A 19267-nucleotide genomic window follows, 5' to 3' on the forward strand; every position below is an offset into this window, starting at 1 on the left:
ACCTCCATCAGGATAAATTTGGCGCTAACCAGCGCTCAGCTTCTTCGATATTCATCGCCTTGCGCTGTGCATAATCCTGCAGTTGATCCTGTTGGATTTGTGCCACTGCGAAATAGCGAGAATCAGGGTGAGAAAAATACCAGCCGGATACCGATGCACCGGGCCACATGGCATAACTTTCCGTCAGCTTCATGCCGGTGTGCTTCTCAGCCTCCAGCAAGTCCCAGATCACCTGTTTCTCAGTGTGTTCTGGGCAAGCGGCGTAACCTGGTGCCGGTCGAATCCCCTGATATTTTTCACGAATAAGGGCGTCGTTATCCAGCGCTTCATCTGGCGCATAGCCCCAATATACTTTTCTGACCTGTTGATGCAGATACTCAGCAAAGGCTTCAGCTAACCTGTCGGCCACCGCCTGAATCATGATGGCATTGTAATCATCGCCAGCATCTTTGTAAGCTTTAGCCAGTTCGTCCTCACCAATACCAGCCGTTACCGCAAAAGCCCCGACATAATCGGCTTTGCCAGAATCTTTAGGCGCAACATAATCGCTCAAACAATAATTGGGGTTCTTACCCTTATCGGTTTGCTGTCTGAGGTGACAACTGGTGGCTAACAGCTGCGAACGACTTTCATCAGTGAATATCTGAACATCATCGGTTACTGCATTAGCCGGAAATAGGCCATAGACCCCTTTTGCCTGCAACTGACCCGACGCCTGAAGCTCATCTAACAGCGAATTAGCATCGGCAAACAGTTTCTTAGCTTCTTCTCCCACCACTTCATCTTCCAGAATTCGTGGATATTTACCGGCCAGTGACCAGGTCATGAAAAACGGTGTCCAGTCTATGTAATGACGCAGGGTAGCAATATCGGCTTCAACAGCTTCCGCTCCCAGTTTTACTGGCACTGGTGGTTGATAGTTTTGCCAATCAATAACAACCGGGTTACTGCGGGCTTGCTCCAGTGTGACTGGTTTAGAGCGCGGCTTTTTGCGAGCGTGTTGCTCCCGTACCGTGTCATATTCTTTTTGCAGTTGCGCTACGAAATCAGGCTTATGAGTGGCTGACAGTAGCTTCTGACAAACGCCTACTGCACGAGAAGCATTCGACACATAAGCCACAGGGTGGCTGTAGTTTTGCTCAATTTTTACCGCAGTATGTGCCTTAGATGTAGTGGCACCACCGATCAGTAGTGGAATATCAAAGCCCAGACGTTCCATTTCTTTGGCAACAAACACCATTTCATCCAGTGAAGGCGTGATCAGGCCCGACAAACCGATGATATCGACATTGTGATTTTTTGCTTCTTGCAAAATGGTGGCGCATGGCACCATGACACCCAGATCGACAATCTCATAATTATTACATTGTAGCACCACGCCAACGATGTTCTTACCGATATCGTGAACATCACCTTTAACAGTAGCCAGCAAGATTTTGCCATTAGTGCTACCTTCTTCTTTTTCGGCTTCGATATAGGGTTCAAGGTGAGCGACGGCTTTTTTCATAACCCGTGCCGATTTTACCACCTGAGGCAGGAACATTTTGCCTTCACCAAACAGGTCTCCCACCACGTTCATGCCGTCCATTAACGGACCTTCAATCACGTGCAATGGGCGCTCTGCTTGTAGGCGTGCTTCTTCGGTATCCTCAACAATATAATCAGTAATACCTTTAACCAGCGCGTGTTCCAGTCGCTTGTTGACCGGCTGTTCACGCCAGCTCAGATCTTCTTTAACTGCTTCTTTACCATCACCATGGTATTTAGGTGCCAGATTTACCAGCACTTCGGTGGCATCCGGATGACGATTCAAAATAACGTCTTCAACTGCCTTGCGCAGCTCATCCGGTATTTCATCGTAGACCTCTAACTGGCCAGCATTTACGATTGCCATATCCATACCGGCTTTGATGGCGTGATACAAGAATACCGAGTGCATGGCCTCCCGTACCGGATTATTACCACGGAAAGAAAACGAAATGTTAGACAGGCCACCGGATATATGAGCATGTGGTAGGTTTTGCTTTATACGACGGGTTGCTTCGATAAAGTCAACCGCATAGTTGTTGTGCTCTTCGATCCCCGTAGCTACTGCGAAAATATTGGGATCAAAAATGATATCTTCCGGTGGAAAACCCACTTTTTCAGTCAATAGTCGGTAGGAACGCTCACAGATCTCAAACTTGCGCTCTTCAGTATCAGCCTGCCCTACTTCGTCAAATGCCATCACCACAGTTGCAGCGCCATAGCGTTTGATTTTCTTAGCTTGCGCCAAAAAGGGTTCTTCCCCTTCTTTCAAACTGATGGAGTTAACAATGGCTTTACCCTGAACGCACTTTAGTCCGGCTTCGATAACTGACCATTTAGAAGAGTCAATCATAATGGGAACCCGGGCAATATCAGGCTCTGAAGCAATCAGGTTCAGGAATCGAGTCATGGCTGCTTCAGAATCCAACATGGCTTCATCCATGTTGATATCGATGACCTGAGCGCCGCTTTCCACCTGCTGACGTGCTACATCCAATGCAGTTTCATAATCCCCTTCGAGGATTAGACGTTTAAATCTGGCCGACCCGGTAACATTGGTACGCTCACCAATATTGACAAATGTCGATGATGCTTGGTTCATAGTCTCTGTCTCTCTTCGTGGGCGTATTAATGGATAAATGGCTCTAAACCAGACAGGCGCATTCTGACCTCTGGTTTGGGCAATTTGCGCGGCGCGATTGCAGAAACCGCATTGGCAATTGAACTGATATGCTCTGGCGATGAACCACAGCATCCGCCGACAATATTCACCAAACCTGACTCTGCCCACTCTTTAATGTGCGCCGCCATTTCCGGTCCTTCCATGTCGTATTCACCAAACTCATTGGGTAATCCGGCATTGGGGTGGGCAGAAATATGACATTCCGCTACATCGGATATTTCTTTTACATATTGCCTTAACAAGTCAGGACCCAGAGCACAATTCAGACCGAACGAAATCGGTTGAATGTGACGCAAAGAATAATAAAAGGCTTCTGCAGTTTGTCCTGACAGAGTGCGTCCGGAAGCATCGGTAATAGTGCCTGAAATCATAACAGGTAATTGATAGCCTAATTCGTCAAACACTTCATCCACTGCAAACGCTGCCGCTTTGGCGTTTAAGGTATCGAAAATGGTCTCAATCAAAATCAAATCAGAACCACCCTGAATCAGGGCATGGGTAGCCTCTTTATAGGCTTCTACCAGTTGCTCAAAACTAACATTGCGATAACCGGGATCATTCACATCAGGTGAAATGGAGGCCGTTCTGTTTGTGGGCCCAAGAACCCCGGCGACAAAGCGCGGTTTATCGGGATTTTTAGCTGTGTACTCGTCAGCTGCCTGACGCGCCAGCCTGGCGGCTTCGACATTGATTTCAGTCACCAATGACTGCATATCATAATCCGCCATAGAGATGCTGGTGGCGTTAAAGGTATTAGTTTCCAAAATATCTGCCCCGGCCTGCAAATACTGACCGTGAATTTCACGAATAATATCTGGCTGAGTTAATACCAGCAGATCGTTGTTGCCCTTCAAATCAGAAGGCCAGTCAGCGAAGCGTTTGCCGCGATAGTCATGCTCTTCCAACTTATGACGTTGGATCATGGTCCCCATGGCACCATCCAAAATCAAGATCCGCTCTGCCAAACAAGATAATATTAGCTGCCTTGAACTCATGTTTATTTACTTACTCCCTTAGCCCAAAAACTGGAGATTATTTATAACCAACAATTCTATTGTTATCTGCTTATATCAGGTTTGATTGCTCAATTGAGTCAAATCGAAAGGTGTTACCTGATACACATAATAATTTAGCCAGTTAGTATACAATAAAGTACCATGACCTCGCCATCTCAAAACAGGATCTGACTTCGGATTATCAGGTTCCGAAAAATAATTCGTCGGGATAGGAGTATTTAAGCCAGCACTAATATCACGAGTGTATTCGTCATTGAGAGTTTCTAATTCATATTCCGGATGACCAGTCAAAAACACCTGGCGTTTGTCTTTCGATGCAACAATGTAAGCCCCGGCATCCGAAGAGCTGGCCAGGACATCTAACTCAGGCACTGAATCGTATTGCTCAACCAAAATATTACCGTAACGGGAATGAGGCGCATAAAATCGGCCATCAAAACCTCGCACCAGTTCATCCAGAGGCTTGTTAACCTGATGCTCAAAGACACCAAATAGCTTTTCTTCACGGATATGACGATTTATACCATAAAAATGGTACATGGCAGCGTGTGCCGCCCAGCATAAATACAAAGTAGATTGCACATGGCGTCTCGCCCAATCCATAACTGTCGTTATCTTGTCCCAGTAGGATATTTCTTCGTAATCCACCAACGCCACTGGGGCACCTGTAATTATTAGGCCATCGTAGCGTTTGCCAGCTATGTCATCAAAATTCTGGTAAAAGGAATCCATATGCGCCGCAGGTGTGTGTTTGGAAACATGATTATCAATGCGAATTAAATCCACATTGATCTGTAGCGGAGTATTGGACAATAGCCGACAAAGTTGCGTTTCAGTTTGAATCTTATTCGGCATCAGGTTGAGAATACCCACTTCCAAGGGGCGAATATCCTGCATAGATGCCCGCTCACTATCCATGACAAAGATATTCTCTTTGTCTAAAACAGCTTGTGCAGGTAATTCAGCAGGTACTCGAATGGGCATAATGATTATCTCAATCTCATAGTGAAACGTTAGTATTGCGGCATTGTGCCTTAATGGTAGTCATTGTCAACATCTTTACGTCTAAACATCTGGACGTCCAAACGACATCATGTCCGAAATTGTCGTGCATTTAGCATTTAAGACCTCAATTTAACTGTTATAGTGCGTTTATCTACTGAGCAAAGCACTGGCAATATGAGTTCATCTCCCCCGCATCGCATAGGATTTCTGACCTACAACGATATTCAGTTACTGGATTTGGTCGGGCCACTGGAGTGTTTTTCTTTGATTCAGCTAAATAATAAGCCCGTCTACGACTGTTGCATCATCGCGCCACAAAAGAAAATAAAAAGTGAAACCGGCATTCAGTTAGAAGCTGATTTTGACTTTGGTGATGCCCCTGATATCGATACCCTGGTAATCCCCGGTGGCACCGGCGCGAGACAAGAAGTCACAGAGCAACTTGTATCGCCCTTCCTGAATAAGATAGCAGCCAAAGATAAACGCATTGTCTGCATCTGTACTGGTGTCTTTTTAGCGGCTAAATTGCCACAGTTAAGGGGGCTGAAGGTCACTACTCATTGGCACTTTGCCGAAGAACTGCAACGCCGTCATCCTCACCTTAAGGTGGATGCTGACAGACTATTTATCCAACAGGATAGCGTTTTTTCTTCTGCGGGAGTGTTAAGCGGCATTGATTTAGCTTTACATATTGTAGAACAAGATTACGGTGTCAGCGCAGCCACTTCTGCGGCTAAATATCTGGTGACCTACTTCAAACGCTCGGGCAACCAGAGCCAATTTTCCGAGCCTTTAAAATTTCAAAGCATTGACAACAATCGACTCAGAATGGGTTATCAATGGTTATTGGATAATTTGCAAAAACCCATCAGTGTCTCTGATCTGGCGGCCCAGTGCGCCATGAGCGACAGGCATTTTAATCGCCTGGTACAACAACATTACAAAATGACTGCAAGGGCCTGGCTGGAACACATCAAACTGGAACAGGCGAAAACTTTCCTGAGTAGCTCGGCAAAGAGTATTAAAAATGTCGCATTTCAGGTAGGTTATCAGTCCTCAGATAGTTTCAGACGCGCATTTAAGCGTAAATACGGTATTGAACCGAGCCTCTGGCAGCAATATTTTAGCCAGGGTTTGTAGCACTATTTGGTTATATAAACCCTGTTTAAATAGGACAATTTTTAGCACCAGTGAACAACAAGCCTTAAGGATATTTCAATGAATGCAACCATTTCAGCACTACACATCTATCCAGTAAAATCATTAGCCGGAGTCAGCCTTACAGAAGCAACTGTGTTGCCAACAGGTTTGGAAGGCGACCGCCAATGGATGGTTGTGGACGCTTCCGGAAAGTTTGTCACTCAGCGACAAATTCCGGCAATGGCCACCATTAAAACTCACTATGAAAATTGCCAACTGAGCCTTAGTCACCCACAACATGGCTCAATAACAGTGACGAGCGATGCCAGTGCAACTCCGACATTATGGCAAATCTGGAAAGATACCGTAGAGGGCTTCGAGGAATCGCCAGAAGTTAGTAACTGGTTAACAGCCGTACTGGACGAATTTCGCGGTGGGAAACTGCGTCTGGTGCGATTTAACAACGCGACAGAGCGTCAGGTAGGCACCAAGTACCTGGAAAATCAAGAATCATCATTAAAACTGGCGGATGCTTGTCCATTCCTGATCACCTGCGAATCCTCTTTGGAAGATCTAAATCAACAGCTACCACAACCTATGCCAATGGACCGTTTTCGCGCCAATATTATCCTTGCAGATACACATCCATGGCATGAATATAATTGGCAAAGCCTGAGTTCAGAATCATTGCAATTTTCCATGATTGGTCCCTGCCAACGCTGCCCAATGACATCGGTAGATCAGCAACAGGGCGTTGTCGCTACACCAGGGCAGCCACTGCAAACATTAATGGCGAGCTTCCCGGTAGGCGATAAAAACCTGCCCTATTTCGGACAGCACGCGCATTTGCCTGGCAAAGAAACGGGGTCACTTTCTGTCGGTCAATCACTGCGCATAATCACTGGTAATTAAAACGTCTTTGCGTTGTATTTCGACAACAGTGTGTAGACCTTTGCCCACTGGCTTTAAAAAATTTTTACACACTTATCTTTGTAAAATATCTTGTTTATTCGGTAAGCTAATTGGCAACATTAAAAACAAATAATAAAAACACATGAATAAACTACTCTCTATTTTACTGGCCCTTGTTCTACTCGTTGTATTACACACTCAATTTGTAGAGCTGGCTTATAAACTGGGTTTCGCAGAACTTAAAATGGTGGCAGTACTGCAAAACCAGGAAAAAATGAAAGTCAAATGCGACGCCTATGCTCTTGGTTTTTTTGATGAAATAAAGATCCAGAATAATTTTCAAAAATGCATTAATGACTACGAAGCTCAGGGCTACAACCTGATCACCCGGCTGGATTCCTGAGCAATGGCAGAGCCACTTCCCACCTGGTACAAAGAGGCGGTGCGAGGTGGTATCAATTACATCGTTTTAATCTACGATAAGGCTGAAGGGTTTGCATTTTGCCCTACCAATCTGGAGTATCCGTTTCGGGTAGGCGGGGACTACGATGGCAACTTTCCGGTTTCAGCAGACGGAGCACTGGCCCACTATCACGGTTACTTTAACGAATATTTTAAGGACCGGGTTAAGTGGTTTATCCCGTTTGTAGAAAAGGTACAACGCAATGAAGATTTTTCGCTACTGGAACTGGATATCTCCACAAGAGAATTGAATGTGATTCAGGGCCAATGGCCCTGGTAGTTTCCAAACCAAAGTCAGACTATTTTGTCCCATACACTCGCATGAATTATTCCATCATTCCACAAAATCAGGCGTATTCGCTACCCGGTACATCAACAGTGCTGCGCGCTTCATATTTTGTTCAAACGTTCGCATATCAGCGACTTCGTGTATGGTGTGACCACCATCGCCCATCAAGCCCAGGCCATCGATTGCCATATCAACATAACCGGAAGTAAAGGAGATATCTGCAGCGCCAGCGTTTCTGGGATTAACCGCCACGACTTCACCATAACCCAACTCTTGGCTTATCTGATTAAACAAGCCCAGTAACTTTTTATTGCCTTCAGTGGGCGCTAAAGGTGGATAGCCATCATCAAACGTGAGGGTGGCGCTGGTTTCAGCCAGGTTTTGCTGCACGATAGCCTGCATCGTATTTTTTGCCATATCCACTTGCTCTGGGCTCAATGCCCGTAAGTCGCCTTTTACCTTAACTGTTTGGGCAATCACATTCCCCTTACCAAATGCTGTGGCATTAGCATCTTCACCTATGTGACTTTCGGTTCCACCGACAATAATGCCCGGATTAAAAGTCAGATTAGGCATAACAGATAATCGTTCGCGAAAGGTGTTCAGAATTCTGGCGGCTTCATAGATGGCGCCATCTCCATAGCCTTCCCTGAAAATTTGCGAAGAATGAGCCGGACGCCCTTTGACATCCAAAGACCAACTAATAGAACCACGACGGGAAATCACCGCCGTTGTCGGGTCGCTGTCACCGTCTTCAAACCCGATGGCGACATCCGCCCATTTTGCCGCAGCAATCAACGCTGCTCGAGCCTCGCTCAGAGGCTCACCACTTTTTTCTTCGTCACCAGTAAGAATGACTCTGACCTGCATATTGCTCAAAGCACCACTGGCCTGCAATGCTTTTAATATTTGCAACATGATGATATTACCGCCTTTCATATCAGTAATACCCGGCCCTTTGTGGTGGTATTCATCTATAACCTGGTATTGCTGAAACTCACTGTCTTTAGCAAATACGGTATCCAAATGACCAATTAGTAAAAATTTTACACCCTCAGTTCCCATTTGAGCAGTGAGATGCCCTGCCCGACCAAACTCCTTGCCATCCAACCATTGGGTTTCAAAACCGGCTTGTGCATAGGCTGTCTGTAGGTGTTTTGCCACTTCCCGAACGCCATCAAAATTCATGGTGCCACTGTTTATAAGAACCGATTCCTTTAATAGTTTACGGGCATCAGGTTGATAGGATTCGATAAGTTTGAGTATTTCTTGCTCGGTACTGTCGGTGACAGCATCAGCAAAACTATTGAAAGTAAACAGAAGCAAAAACAGACTAAATGTTGTGGTGCGGTTCATAACGATCATTCTTATTGATTTACGAATAAGCCTATCAGCTGTCCGACAAATAACAAGTTTATGACGTAGCTGGCCGCTACTCAGATAAACCCAGACCTCTTCTTTTCCAGGTATTTAGCGGACTGTTAAATTGAATGGGCAAGGATTGATATTGACCATGGCTACGGGCCTTATATACCGCAAAATGTAAATGCGGCAAAGACGAAAAACCGGTATTACCGGAGTAGCCGATGAGTTGTCCAGCTGTTACTTCTTCCCCGACAGCAACCACCACACCATTTTGTTTCAGGTGATAGTATTCCCCCGTCGTACCGTCATCGTGCAAGATCACTATGAAATTGGCATATTTGGCATAACGACGGGAAGCTCCCCCTCGCCAATTTTCAGATTCAACATCAATGACAACCCCCTCACGGGCGGCATGAATGGGCGTACCAACCGGCATGGCAAAATCCACCGCGTAACGGGATGCTCCACTATGACTGAAATTGCCGTTAAAGCCCTGAACTACCCGATAGTCTCGGTCTGTCGCAAAAGGCTTTGCATAACGATACTGGTTGTCATGACTTGCATTTTTATCTCCGGGGATCCAATTAAACTCATAACTGTCACGGCTTAACCTGTTACTGATCACTTTGCGCAGTTGCAGTACCGTGCGTTTTTGTTGTCCGGGCAACACAAGGGTAAATTCCCATTTATCCTGAACAACGCCGTCTATTGACTGCAAATTAGTGGTTCTGACGGAAAGTGTCATCGTTATCGGGTAAGGTTTTTTATTTTGTACCCAATAATCAATCTCGCCGAATGCATTCTTATCTGCGCCAGCACAAGCCCACTCATCACTGCAGAATGATTTATAAGTGGCTGATACAGGGAAACTCCAAATCAGCAATAAACAAACTAAGCTAACAATATTTTTCATTTAAACAATTCGGGTTTACGCCTATACAGATTACCCAACAAACGGCATTTTGGTTTCATCCAAAGTGTAACAAATATTCTGCCGCAAACGAAAAAAGACCGCTTCAAAAGAAGCGGCCCAGGGAACACACCTAATAGGAACACACATATAACGGTCATTAACCGTTATTTAAATTATCGGCCACAAGTTGAATATTTATTAGCCAAATACTGTGAACCAGCTCTCAGTAACTGCATTTACAGGAAGATATTACGAAGCATCATCTTGGTGCCACTTAATCTCATACAAAACATGTTCTTTTAGTTCGCTGTCATCTGCCACACCGGGATGCATGAAGGTATTGTCACATCGGTGCATGCCGAGCTTTTCCATTACTCCAATGGACGGTTTGTTTTGACAGGCAGTAAAGCTCACCACACGATGCAACTGTAATTGCTGACGGGCGAATCCAAGGATTGCGCTGGCAGCTTCGGTGGCATAACCATAGCGCCAATAAGCTTTTCTGAGACGCCAGCCTATTTCAGTAGCAGGCGTAAACCAGGAATCAAAACTCACCGGCATCAGCCCTGCTGTGCCGATAAAGTCCCCATTAGACTTAAGCTCTAATGCCCACCAGCCCCAGCCCTTGTCAGAAATCATAGTCTGAAGCTTACTGAATAAACCCGCTGACTGCTGCTTTGATAAGGTCGCTGGGAAAAATGACATAACTTCAGGATCTGCGTTCATCTCGCAAAACAGTGGAAAGTCATCCTCTCGCCACTGCCGAAGTATCAATCTTTCTGTTTCAAACATACCCTTTCCACTAATTTTAACCTTATAATCAATTTTTGCCCCATTGCTGCTAACGCCGGAAACAATTAACACTTTCGGCCTATGCATTCAAACAAGGCACACAATACAAGGCATATTCCGAGTACACAAAGGCAAATGGTATTAAAAATAGATAAAACCAAAATACAACAATGGCTTGCCCGGTGGATGATCAAATTGAGACGGATAAAGTCTGTCACTATGGAAGCCGATGAACTGAATACCATGTTAAGTCATTGCCTCCCTGAAACCTTTGCCATTCCAGTGCCGGGTGCAAAGGGCGAATTGGTTATTCAGCAAGCCAAAATTGCCATGCCACAACTGGCAGACCATTTTACGATCAATCTTTTTTGTGCCTTGCACGTAGATTCCATGGCTAACCCAATCTATCGGGCACATGTGGATATCGAAGGCATAGCCTGGCCCGCCTATAACAAGGATAAAAAGTTAATTTACCTCAAGAATATTCAGGTCAAAAAGATCACCCTGGTCCAGGATGAATATTCTTTATTAAAAGATACCAGACAACTAATTTCGACACTGGTACCCAATCCAATCAGAACTGTGTTCGGCGCGACTATGAAAACCACCTTGAACATTTTGAGCAGTGGAACTTATAGGGAAGCACGAGAATACCTGTCTCTCTACATGCTGGGTAACAAACAGAAAGTTCTGGATTTCCACAAACCGGAACTGGAGAAAGTCGTGGCGCGTCTTAATGACGATGCGGAATTACAGTACCAGTTGAACGATGGAGATTTTGAAGAGCAGCTATTTGCTGAAATGGGTAAGGATATCCAGGTTAAAAATGGGCAATTACACTTTATTTTTCACCCAGACAAAGGATAGCTCTGACACTCGCGATAATTTTTAGCGTACCAATAGAAAGTTGGCCTCATCTTTGCTTTAAACCCTAAAACCACAATATGCAGGGAATATCGTCACTTTTCTGGCGTCCCTTACAAATATCCCGGGAAAGATGAGATTTAGAGCTTTTTTCAATACGCCATGGTTCACGCTGCCCCTGATACTGGGACTGTGTAGCACTGTCGTTTTGGCAAGTGAAGCTACTGAAAATAGCACTAGCATAGAAATGGGCGGCACCATAGAGCCCACCTGTAAAGTGCGCAACAATGTTAAGCAGCGTTCGCTGAATCTGGATTTAAGTTCTTCAAGGTCGCAAAAAACTAACAATGTTTTTATTTGGTGTAATACCGGACAAAACAAAGCTCAGGCTACCTATAGCTCGTTAAATGGCGGTTATTTAAAAAATGAAAATGGTGACTTGATCCCTTATCTGTTTACCGTTGCCAACACAGCAAGCAACTTATCACTGGCCACGCCGCAAACCGTAAGCCAAAGAACTGGCTCAGGTAAAGCAGGCAAAGAAAAAGGCCGGGTAATAAAAATAACGCCGCAGGTAAATGGATATGAATATGCAGGCATTTACCGGGATACAATCGAAGTCACTGTTTCTTTTGATTGATACAAACTCTATTATAAAACACTGTAACCACAGATAAATTTCAAGCTATACTCTGCTTCATGCAATACCTCATCGCCTGTTTTTTGTTGTTATCGGTCACCTTTGTTTGGGCAAAATCCCCGGAGTCAATCTCGACCGAAATACGTATCCCCGGTCCCCGCTCACAGCTCGATATATCCCATGATTATCACACTAAATTACTGCAAATGGCTTTACAAAACTCTGAGCCGTCCAGTCAGATAACACTCATTGAAGTGCCTTTTGTCAGTGAGATGCGTGTGATGGCAGAAATGACTAAGCACAATCTGGTGGATGTATACTGGTTAGGCGCAGAAAAGTCGCTGTCAAAATCCTTAATTCCGATTACTGTACCTACCACAAAAGGGCTAATCGGCTACAGAAAATTCATTATTCATCAGCGAAATAAGACGCTATTTGATGAAGTGGACAATCTGAAGCAACTGCAAAAGTTGACCGCCTGCCAGGGGACTTATTGGCCAGATACCAAAATTTTGCAAAATGCCAGACTAAAGGTCACCACCTCCACAGTATACGAAGACCTGTTTAAAATGTTGGACGCAGCACGTTGCGATTATTTTCCCCGGGGATACCATGATTACACCAAAGAAGTGCAGTTAAGAGCTGATCAATACCCTCAGTTTCAAAGTTATGATGCCTTGTTGCTGCACTATCCCTTTGCGGTGTTTTTCTATGTCTCTCAGTCCTCGCCTGAGCTAGCGAAAAAGCTACAAAATGGCATGGCTAAATTGGCATTAGAGGGAGCAATAACTCAACACATGCAGCAACACGAACTCACCCGTCATATATTTCCGTTACAACAACCAGAAGAGACTCGCCTGATTCAGGTGGCTAACCCCTATTTGCCCGAGGGGTTAAATACTCTGGATGATTCGCTATGGCTGCAACCTTCAGATTTCAATGCCAGTTCTGAACTTAAGTCCCACAGAAAAAAGCTGGTTAAACTTCGTCCTGGAATATCGCCTCAATAGGCATCTGAAACAGACGTGAGACTTTAAAAGCCAATGGTAAACTAGGATCAAACTTGCCTTTTTCTATGGCGTTAATGGTCTGCCTGGAAACATCTAATGCCTGAGCTAAATCAGCCTGCGTCCAGTCACGTTCTGCTCTGAGAACTTTAAGCCTGTTCTTCATGCATATTTCCTGTGATTAATCACCAGCGCCACCATATAGCTAATTCCCAATACAAACAAAATATTACTGGGGTTAGGTGTATACTCGATTAACCCAGCGGGTTGTAACAAACCATACAGAGAACCAAAAATCATTGTCAGTCCTAATGATACGGCCATTGCGTTCATCTGAATCTTTCGTTGTAGCTCATCCATCAGTTCCAAATGTTGCTTGTTAACCAATAACATTTTTACGCCACTCAAGACATTAACCGCAACAACAACCAGTGTAATATTGGTATTGAAGTCCCAGAGTAATTTAGGACCGAAAGCCAGTAATGCGGTACAAAGTAGCCAGGCTGAAGTCCAGATAAATACGTTTTTGGCACCCTGCTTTAGGCGTTTATCCAGTTCTGTATTTCCACTGTCAATATTGTGCATTTGTCTATCTCCTTTGATATTAAGTAAAGCAAACTTAACTTTATTCAGAGTAAGCCCCGCTCACCCAAATGTCAAGCAAACATTACTTTTAGACAAACACACCAAACTTTATAAGCGTTAGTTATTTGAAAGAAGTGAGAATTATTTAAGAGGAAAGCAGGAAAGAACGGGCAATGATAAGGCACCACTGCCCTGAAATGAATGAATCTGACAAACGCTTACTCCGCAGAAACCTGTACGACTTCCGCCTGCTCATGTTCAACCCCGGCCAACATCATTGACTCACTTGCTAACACAGTTTCAGAGGCATCACTGATTTGTTCACTAACGTGATTGTCAATATCAAATTCTGTCTCTATTAACGTGCCATACAGATAGTAATCAGTGACGTTATCCAGCGTCACGTTAGCACTTACAGAAAGTGACGATAGCGCCACAAATCCCACAGAAAAAACCGCAAAAACTCTTTTAATAACCTTGTTCATAACCCATCTCCGACTCAGGACAAAAATAACTCTGTTGTAAAGCACGTTTTCTAAAATGACTTTGGTTACGCGCTTTGATGATAAGAGCGTGTTTACCTTTGCTGTACGAAATTTGTTCTATATATAAGCGCTTTAATCGCGGAACAGTCCTACAGGCCTAGTGGTGCTAAGTCAAAGGACTGCGACAAAGAGTAAAGCGCTTATATGACGAACCCATCGGGCAGCGCCTGTGTGCAATTTATACCGCGTTGAATGCTTTTGATTTAGAACCACTAGACCATCAAGCATTCGCCTTGTCTAAATTGCACACAGACTGCTGCAAAATTGTACCGAAAAGGTGAACACGCTCTAGATCATATCCAGAAAAATCGCGTAAATCGCGCTAAATGCTACCAGCGAAGGGATATCTTCGATGAATCGATAAAAGGCATATTTTGTAGGATTATTGAACGGTAAAATTGGCTGCTTCGTCGCATCAACAAATTTTGAGGCTGTTCTAAGGCGCTAATGACTTATACAAAAGCCACCTCGCGGTGGCTATCTACAAAGTCATTTTCAGGCAGACTTTTCCAACTTTGGTTGAGGAGCATGATGTTCTTCATCGTCGTCATGTTTGTAAGGGTCGTCATCCACCAAGGTTCTTGGCATGTCAACGATCCGCTCTCCGATATCTTCGATAGTCAATGTAGGATCATCAATCGCCTTTTCCAGCAATTCAAAAGCATCGTTGAAATACAGTGCCATGCTCTCCAGACTTTTTATATTGGTATCACAACAAACAATACCGACATTGGCAGTGTTGTTGTATGTGAGTAACGTGATATTAACACCTCCACCTGGGACTATAGTGGAAATGGGGTACACGGCTAACAACTTTGCATCGCCAAAGTAGCGAGTTTCTGCTGGCCCGGGGACATTTGATATCAGAATGTTGGCGATGGGTTTAACCAAAGAGGATATTCTCAACACTTCAAACAGCAAGGCGAATGTTTGGATGAGCACAGTATAATAACTAAATGCACCTGAGTGAGCTCGCTTAGCCGCTAGCTTTACCACTCTGTGATTCTCTATTATCTGACGCAAGCGCAAAATAGGATCAGATTTACCGTGGGCCAACTTCACCGGCACAATCGCTATTTTATTGCCACTGGTTTGCTCGCCAGGCTTGCGCAAGTTAATCGGCATATTGGTGAACAAAGCTTTTTCAAAAGTATGACCGTGATCCGTTAAAAACTTGTGTACGCCTATGTCGAAACAGCACAGCAACACTTCATTCACTGTTGCTCTGAGGCGCTTCCCTACTGTTTGAATTCGGGCAAAATCCATGTCTACTGTTGCCACAGTTCGACCTCGTTTCACCTGACCGGTCAGCAAGGTTTTAGTGCCGGAAAATGGGATTGGCATGTAGGTTGGATTCACTCGCAAAATCTTCATTAACAGACGCAACAAAATAATGAGGATATCTTTAAAGGCGATTAAAAACTCCCACAGTCCTTTGAAAAAGCCAAGCACTGGATTAACTTTAAGTCTCTGCCTGCGTTTGCGCTCCACTGCCCAAACAGGAGTAAACTCATCCAACTGAGGATCAGGTAAATAACCGGCCTGAAACCACTTCACCATGGTGGCACCATCACCGTACATATGGTGAATTTTGGCATACATGGCAAACTGCTTACCTGATTTACCTTTGATCACTGTGTATTGCCAAAGGGGCTTTTTCCGGTCCAGACGTGGCTCATGTAAGCGTGCTACCAGTTTGTGAAGTGCCTGTTTATCCGACACATCATCCACCTCTTTCACCTGAACATGATATTCCATATCCAGCTCATCCAGCGGAGCAAACTTGATGGGATAAGGCCCGATAGACTTAACTCTGTAATTAAAGGGCGCTACGGCCTTGTTGTAACTACGTAGTTTAGTCACCAGTTGCTCGATGTAATCATCGGGAGCCCCCTCTGGCATTTCCAGCAACTGTAAACTGGCGACGTGCTTTGGATTATCCTCTGACTCAGTGATCCAAAAGGTTTTATCCAGAAAAGGAATGCTTGTGCTCATTTTGTAATCCCTGCTCACCCGGCTCGTGAGCGATAGCTATCGTGTGTGTTCTGTAAGTATGCTTTTTAAAATAGTATATTGCTAAGTTAGAATTCTTCACGTTCTATCATTGCGTACAGCGAAGTTAATTCAGCTTCATCGATATTCATATATGGCGTCAAGGCAAACAAAACGTCTCCCAGACACTCGTAAATATAATGTTCACTCTCGATGTCTTCGCCTTTAAGTAAATAGTAGTTAGTCGCCTGAGTGAAAACCATAGAAATCAAACCAACCAGATGGTGTTGCTGACTGGCGTTCAACTGCATATTTCCCTGAGAAACGTAACGGGACAGCAACAGGTTGAAGCTCTTCTCCCGGCTTTGAATAAGTCGCTTAAAGCCCTTACCTATGGAAGGGTACTTGGCCATTAAATCGGCCGGATTATGATACAAAAAGCGAAACATATGACTGCTTTGCAGCACCATAACCAAAAAGTAAAAGAACTCTTCGATTTTTAAATCAACATCTTGTGGAGAGTTCAATATTTTATCCATGCGCTCTTTGTACATTTCAAACAGCGCAATCACCATCACTTCCTTACCCTTATAATGGTAATAAAGGTTACCCGGACTAATATCTAATTCAAGTGCTATATCCACGCAACTTACATTATTTTCACCGCTATCATTAAAAAGCTCTAAGGCGGTGAGTAAAATTCGTTCAGCTGTTTTCATGAGTATCCTTAGCGCGGAGCTGTATTAGTATCAGGAATCCATTGCGCTTTTGTTTAAGGTTCCGTAAATTACGCAATGGTCGGACTTGTTATACCAATTCCAGTAAACATTTGCACTACCCGGCGAGATGCAGAACTGTTTTAAACAAAACGAATGATTATTGGAATAGGTATCACCGATAGTAGCCTGCTAAAAGTACAATCAGCAACAAAAGCATGACTATGCTGATTATCATCATTATCAATGAGCTTAATTCTAGACAAGCATCACAATGACCGAAAGTGAGAAATGGGAAATAACATGATCAGAGTCTTGTTTAACAAAAAAGGTGGCGTAGGAAAATCCAGTTTAACCGTAAACCTGGCGGCAATTTCCGCCAGCAAAGGATTAAAGACACTGGTGTTGGATTTAGACACTCAGTGTAATGCCAGCCGCTACCTGCAAAAAGAAAATGCCAATAAAGAAGACAGCATTTTTGAACTCTTTGACCAGACCATCACATTTCATATTCGCAAAAAACCAGCGATCGAATATTGTCAGCCAACCCAATACGAAAACCTGTTTATCATACCTGGCTCCCCCAATCTGGCAGATATTGAGAGTGAGTTAGATAGTCGCCATAAGATTTATAAGTTGCGTGAAGCCTTGCAAAAACTCAGTAAGGAGTTTGATCGCATATTTATTGATACGCCACCAGCCCTGAACTTTTATAGCTTATCCGCATTAATTGGGGCAGATTCAGTTTTGATTCCGATTGACTGTGACGATTTTGCTATTCAGGGTTTGTTGAGCCTGCATCACCAAATTGCCGAAATAACAGAAGATCACAACGAAGGCCTGAAAATCGAAGGCATTGTTGCAAATCAATATATGGCGAACGCTAAATTACCTGGCAAAATCATTGACGAGTTGCTGGAGCAGGATTACCCGGTCATCCCGCAATACATCGCCCAATCGGTGAAAATGCGAGAATCCCACCAGGTTCAAAAACCGCTGATCCACTACGCACCAAAACATAAATTAACCCAGTCTATCGTCGCTGTTTTTGATGCCATAGAGGGGTAACCCCCTCTTTTGACTTACTTTCCCAGCTTATTTAACAATCTTTTAGCAGTGCCGTAATCCGGGTCAATGGCAAGTGCCTTTTCAAACATCAGGCCGGCGTTTTTAACGTCTTGTCGCTCCCGGAATACCACTCCCATTCCCAGGTAAGACTTCTTATTATTTGGGTAGTTCTGCAAACAATATTGAAAAACCTTGTCGGCCTCGGAAAGCTCGTTATCTAACGCTAAATCTATTCCCAAATCATAAAGCAGCGAAAACGGTGGATTTACCTGATACCCGTATCTTTGCGTCAATGTGCCATAGTGTTGTTTAATATTGTCCATGCTATAAATCTTTTCTGGCGGGTTGTAATCTGGATAAAGCTCTAGCAAAAAAGTAATAAAATCCACCGCTGGTACATGTCCCTGATTAACCAAGACATCAACCTTGTATGTCAGTCCGTCTGGCTTTTGACTTAATAAATTGTCAGAAAAATTGGGAACATAATCCGTCACATCATCGAAATCATCATCACTATAGAGAATGTGAAAAAATCGCTTTTTTGAGAATTGCTTTAACGGCCCGTCTTTGATCTGTTTTTTTAACAACTCAGGGGCTGCTCCAATGCTGGGACTGCTGGCAAAATAAGCATTAAAGGTTTCTGGTTTACTGAGTAAAAAATAAGTGCTGAAAAAGCCACTATTGGATGCACCGTAAAGCGTCCTGAATGGTACTGTTCGATATTTACCATCAACATAAGGAATCAGCTCTTTTTCTATAAACCCTATGTACTTATCCGCAATACTGATATCTCCGGTTTGACGGTCTGGCAATAACATTCTATTACCCTCAGGCAAATCGATACCAACAAGAATTGTGGGCGGAATTTGAGAGCCCGCCATGTAATCCAGGGTAGCAGCCAGCATTGCAAATCTTGCATGATAATGTGACCCCATCATATACATCACTGGATATGAATGGACAGAAACGTCATAGTTTTCAGGTAAATGTACTGACAAAGACATTTCTTTATTCAATACTGTTGACCTGACAATCTGGGTTTCCCCCAGGGTAACAACTGGTTCGGCGCTGGCCGTAAATTCCGGTAAAAAGCAGAAAGATAAAAGACTAAATGTGAACAGTGTTCTTAGGTATCGAATCATCCATGTTTCCTTGTTTCAGTGGATTAGAAAAACGTAGATTAAGCTATCTGATCAAACAAAAACTGATATTTGCCTGAATTTTTACTGATTTTAAGGTTTAAAAG

The 19267-nt window shown here is 43.9% G+C and carries 20 protein-coding genes; 8 read left to right on the forward strand and 12 right to left on the reverse strand.

From position 1 onward, the window contains the following. Positions 1 to 7: 7 nt before the first annotated feature. The 3 genes from metH to ACXAD8_RS06165 form a co-directional block, all read right to left on the reverse strand. The gene (gene metH, locus ACXAD8_RS06155; RefSeq protein WP_475226187.1) at positions 8 to 2629 is read right to left on the reverse strand and encodes a methionine synthase; all 2622 of its coding nucleotides are present in this window, start codon (positions 2627 to 2629) and stop codon (positions 8 to 10) included. A 26-nt stretch (positions 2630 to 2655) separates the two neighbouring features. Continuing rightward, positions 2656 to 3705 carry a homocysteine S-methyltransferase family protein gene (locus ACXAD8_RS06160; RefSeq protein WP_475226190.1) on the reverse strand — a complete coding sequence of 350 codons (1050 nt, stop codon included), beginning with the start codon at positions 3703 to 3705 and terminating at the stop codon, positions 2656 to 2658. Positions 3706 to 3780: 75 nt separating this feature from the next. After that, entirely contained in the window at positions 3781 to 4710 is a 930-nt protein-coding gene (locus tag ACXAD8_RS06165) for a homoserine O-succinyltransferase (RefSeq protein WP_475226193.1), read from the reverse strand. A gap of 195 nt (positions 4711 to 4905) precedes the next feature. Between ACXAD8_RS06165 and ACXAD8_RS06170 the strand changes: the two genes are divergently transcribed. The 4 genes from ACXAD8_RS06170 (at position 4906) to ACXAD8_RS06185 (ending at position 7525) form a co-directional block, all read left to right on the forward strand. Beyond that, a complete protein-coding gene (locus ACXAD8_RS06170; RefSeq protein WP_475226195.1) occupies positions 4906 to 5871 on the forward strand; it encodes a GlxA family transcriptional regulator in 966 nt (321 codons plus the stop codon). A gap of 78 nt (positions 5872 to 5949) precedes the next feature. Then, complete coding sequence (locus ACXAD8_RS06175) at positions 5950 to 6783, forward strand: MOSC domain-containing protein (protein ID WP_475226198.1); 834 nt, start codon at positions 5950 to 5952, stop codon at positions 6781 to 6783. 142 nt (positions 6784 to 6925) lie between these two features. Next, positions 6926 to 7186, forward strand: a complete 261-nt coding sequence (locus ACXAD8_RS06180; protein WP_475226200.1) for a hypothetical protein — start codon at positions 6926 to 6928, stop codon at positions 7184 to 7186. Between the two features lie 3 nt (positions 7187 to 7189). Next, complete coding sequence (locus tag ACXAD8_RS06185; protein WP_475226202.1) at positions 7190 to 7525, forward strand: hypothetical protein; 336 nt, start codon at positions 7190 to 7192, stop codon at positions 7523 to 7525. A gap of 54 nt (positions 7526 to 7579) precedes the next feature. Here ACXAD8_RS06185 and ACXAD8_RS06190 read toward each other — a convergent pair whose 3' ends face one another. The 3 genes from ACXAD8_RS06190 to ACXAD8_RS06200 form a co-directional block, all read right to left on the reverse strand. Continuing rightward, positions 7580 to 8890 (reverse strand): M20/M25/M40 family metallo-hydrolase, encoded by a 1311-nt coding sequence (locus ACXAD8_RS06190; RefSeq protein WP_475226205.1) that lies wholly within the window; start codon positions 8888 to 8890, stop codon positions 7580 to 7582. Between the two features lie 76 nt (positions 8891 to 8966). Then, positions 8967 to 9812, reverse strand: a complete 846-nt coding sequence (locus ACXAD8_RS06195) for a M23 family metallopeptidase (RefSeq protein WP_475226208.1) — start codon at positions 9810 to 9812, stop codon at positions 8967 to 8969. Between the two features lie 249 nt (positions 9813 to 10061). Continuing rightward, positions 10062 to 10604 carry a GNAT family N-acetyltransferase gene (locus ACXAD8_RS06200; RefSeq protein ID WP_475226210.1) on the reverse strand — a complete coding sequence of 181 codons (543 nt, stop codon included), beginning with the start codon at positions 10602 to 10604 and terminating at the stop codon, positions 10062 to 10064. A gap of 135 nt (positions 10605 to 10739) precedes the next feature. On the opposite strand from ACXAD8_RS06200, the gene ACXAD8_RS06205 reads away from it, so the two are divergent. From ACXAD8_RS06205 to ACXAD8_RS06215, 3 genes are all read left to right on the forward strand, one after another. Further along, complete coding sequence (locus tag ACXAD8_RS06205; protein WP_475226213.1) at positions 10740 to 11471, forward strand: YceB family lipoprotein; 732 nt, start codon at positions 10740 to 10742, stop codon at positions 11469 to 11471. Positions 11472 to 11601: 130 nt separating this feature from the next. Further along, positions 11602 to 12108: a Csu type fimbrial protein gene (locus ACXAD8_RS06210; RefSeq protein ID WP_475226215.1), complete on the forward strand. Its 507-nt coding sequence runs from the start codon at positions 11602 to 11604 to the stop codon at positions 12106 to 12108. Between the two features lie 59 nt (positions 12109 to 12167). Continuing rightward, positions 12168 to 13118, forward strand: a complete 951-nt coding sequence (locus ACXAD8_RS06215) for a hypothetical protein (protein WP_475226218.1) — start codon at positions 12168 to 12170, stop codon at positions 13116 to 13118. On the opposite strand, the gene ACXAD8_RS06220 is transcribed toward ACXAD8_RS06215, so the two are convergent. From ACXAD8_RS06220 to ACXAD8_RS06240, 5 genes are all read right to left on the reverse strand, one after another. Beyond that, positions 13087 to 13281 (reverse strand): helix-turn-helix transcriptional regulator, encoded by a 195-nt coding sequence (locus ACXAD8_RS06220; protein WP_475226221.1) that lies wholly within the window; start codon positions 13279 to 13281, stop codon positions 13087 to 13089. The two genes, ACXAD8_RS06215 and ACXAD8_RS06220, sit on opposite strands and share 32 nt — an antisense overlap. Further along, on the reverse strand, positions 13278 to 13700 hold the full coding sequence (locus ACXAD8_RS06225) for a hypothetical protein (protein ID WP_475226224.1): 423 nt from the start codon (positions 13698 to 13700) through the stop codon (positions 13278 to 13280). The genes ACXAD8_RS06220 and ACXAD8_RS06225 overlap by 4 nt, the downstream gene beginning before the upstream one ends. A gap of 218 nt (positions 13701 to 13918) precedes the next feature. After that, the gene (locus ACXAD8_RS06230; protein ID WP_475226226.1) at positions 13919 to 14185 is read right to left on the reverse strand and encodes a hypothetical protein; all 267 of its coding nucleotides are present in this window, start codon (positions 14183 to 14185) and stop codon (positions 13919 to 13921) included. Positions 14186 to 14740: 555 nt separating this feature from the next. After that, positions 14741 to 16240, reverse strand: coding sequence for a wax ester/triacylglycerol synthase domain-containing protein (locus ACXAD8_RS06235; RefSeq protein ID WP_475226229.1), 1500 nt, complete (start codon positions 16238 to 16240; stop codon positions 14741 to 14743). 86 nt (positions 16241 to 16326) lie between these two features. After that, positions 16327 to 16956, reverse strand: coding sequence for a TetR/AcrR family transcriptional regulator (locus ACXAD8_RS06240; protein ID WP_475226231.1), 630 nt, complete (start codon positions 16954 to 16956; stop codon positions 16327 to 16329). Between the two features lie 300 nt (positions 16957 to 17256). Between ACXAD8_RS06240 and ACXAD8_RS06245 the strand changes: the two genes are divergently transcribed. Next, positions 17257 to 18021 (forward strand): ParA family protein, encoded by a 765-nt coding sequence (locus tag ACXAD8_RS06245; RefSeq protein WP_475226234.1) that lies wholly within the window; start codon positions 17257 to 17259, stop codon positions 18019 to 18021. A 14-nt stretch (positions 18022 to 18035) separates the two neighbouring features. On the opposite strand, the gene ACXAD8_RS06250 is transcribed toward ACXAD8_RS06245, so the two are convergent. Then, positions 18036 to 19163 (reverse strand): alpha/beta hydrolase-fold protein, encoded by a 1128-nt coding sequence (locus ACXAD8_RS06250; protein ID WP_475226236.1) that lies wholly within the window; start codon positions 19161 to 19163, stop codon positions 18036 to 18038. Between the last annotated feature and the right edge of the window lie 104 nt (positions 19164 to 19267).

This window comes from Planctobacterium sp. AWH2_060, from assembly GCF_056158425.1.

Bases quoted from the DNA above. Each gene is read 5' to 3' on its own strand.
- ACXAD8_RS06220 (WP_475226221.1), bottom strand. From the start codon at position 13,281: ATGAAGAACAGGCTTAAAGTTCTCAGAGCAGAACGTGACTGGACGCAG.
- ACXAD8_RS06175 (WP_475226198.1), top strand. From the start codon at position 5,950: ATGAATGCAACCATTTCAGCACTACACATCTATCCAGTAAAATCATTA.
- ACXAD8_RS06245 (WP_475226234.1), top strand. From the start codon at position 17,257: ATGATCAGAGTCTTGTTTAACAAAAAAGGTGGCGTAGGAAAATCCAGT.
- ACXAD8_RS06230 (WP_475226226.1), bottom strand. From the start codon at position 14,185: ATGAACAAGGTTATTAAAAGAGTTTTTGCGGTTTTTTCTGTGGGATTT.
- ACXAD8_RS06180 (WP_475226200.1), top strand. From the start codon at position 6,926: ATGAATAAACTACTCTCTATTTTACTGGCCCTTGTTCTACTCGTTGTA.
- ACXAD8_RS06200 (WP_475226210.1), bottom strand. From the start codon at position 10,604: ATGTTTGAAACAGAAAGATTGATACTTCGGCAGTGGCGAGAGGATGAC.
- ACXAD8_RS06185 (WP_475226202.1), top strand. From the start codon at position 7,190: ATGGCAGAGCCACTTCCCACCTGGTACAAAGAGGCGGTGCGAGGTGGT.
- ACXAD8_RS06215 (WP_475226218.1), top strand. From the start codon at position 12,168: ATGCAATACCTCATCGCCTGTTTTTTGTTGTTATCGGTCACCTTTGTT.
- ACXAD8_RS06240 (WP_475226231.1), bottom strand. From the start codon at position 16,956: ATGAAAACAGCTGAACGAATTTTACTCACCGCCTTAGAGCTTTTTAAT.
- ACXAD8_RS06250 (WP_475226236.1), bottom strand. From the start codon at position 19,163: ATGATTCGATACCTAAGAACACTGTTCACATTTAGTCTTTTATCTTTC.
- ACXAD8_RS06170 (WP_475226195.1), top strand. From the start codon at position 4,906: ATGAGTTCATCTCCCCCGCATCGCATAGGATTTCTGACCTACAACGAT.
- ACXAD8_RS06210 (WP_475226215.1), top strand. From the start codon at position 11,602: ATGAGATTTAGAGCTTTTTTCAATACGCCATGGTTCACGCTGCCCCTG.
- ACXAD8_RS06160 (WP_475226190.1), bottom strand. From the start codon at position 3,705: ATGAGTTCAAGGCAGCTAATATTATCTTGTTTGGCAGAGCGGATCTTG.
- ACXAD8_RS06165 (WP_475226193.1), bottom strand. From the start codon at position 4,710: ATGCCCATTCGAGTACCTGCTGAATTACCTGCACAAGCTGTTTTAGAC.
- metH (WP_475226187.1), bottom strand. From the start codon at position 2,629: ATGAACCAAGCATCATCGACATTTGTCAATATTGGTGAGCGTACCAAT.
- ACXAD8_RS06195 (WP_475226208.1), bottom strand. From the start codon at position 9,812: ATGAAAAATATTGTTAGCTTAGTTTGTTTATTGCTGATTTGGAGTTTC.
- ACXAD8_RS06235 (WP_475226229.1), bottom strand. From the start codon at position 16,240: ATGAGCACAAGCATTCCTTTTCTGGATAAAACCTTTTGGATCACTGAG.
- ACXAD8_RS06190 (WP_475226205.1), bottom strand. From the start codon at position 8,890: ATGAACCGCACCACAACATTTAGTCTGTTTTTGCTTCTGTTTACTTTC.
- ACXAD8_RS06205 (WP_475226213.1), top strand. From the start codon at position 10,740: ATGGTATTAAAAATAGATAAAACCAAAATACAACAATGGCTTGCCCGG.
- ACXAD8_RS06225 (WP_475226224.1), bottom strand. From the start codon at position 13,700: ATGCACAATATTGACAGTGGAAATACAGAACTGGATAAACGCCTAAAG.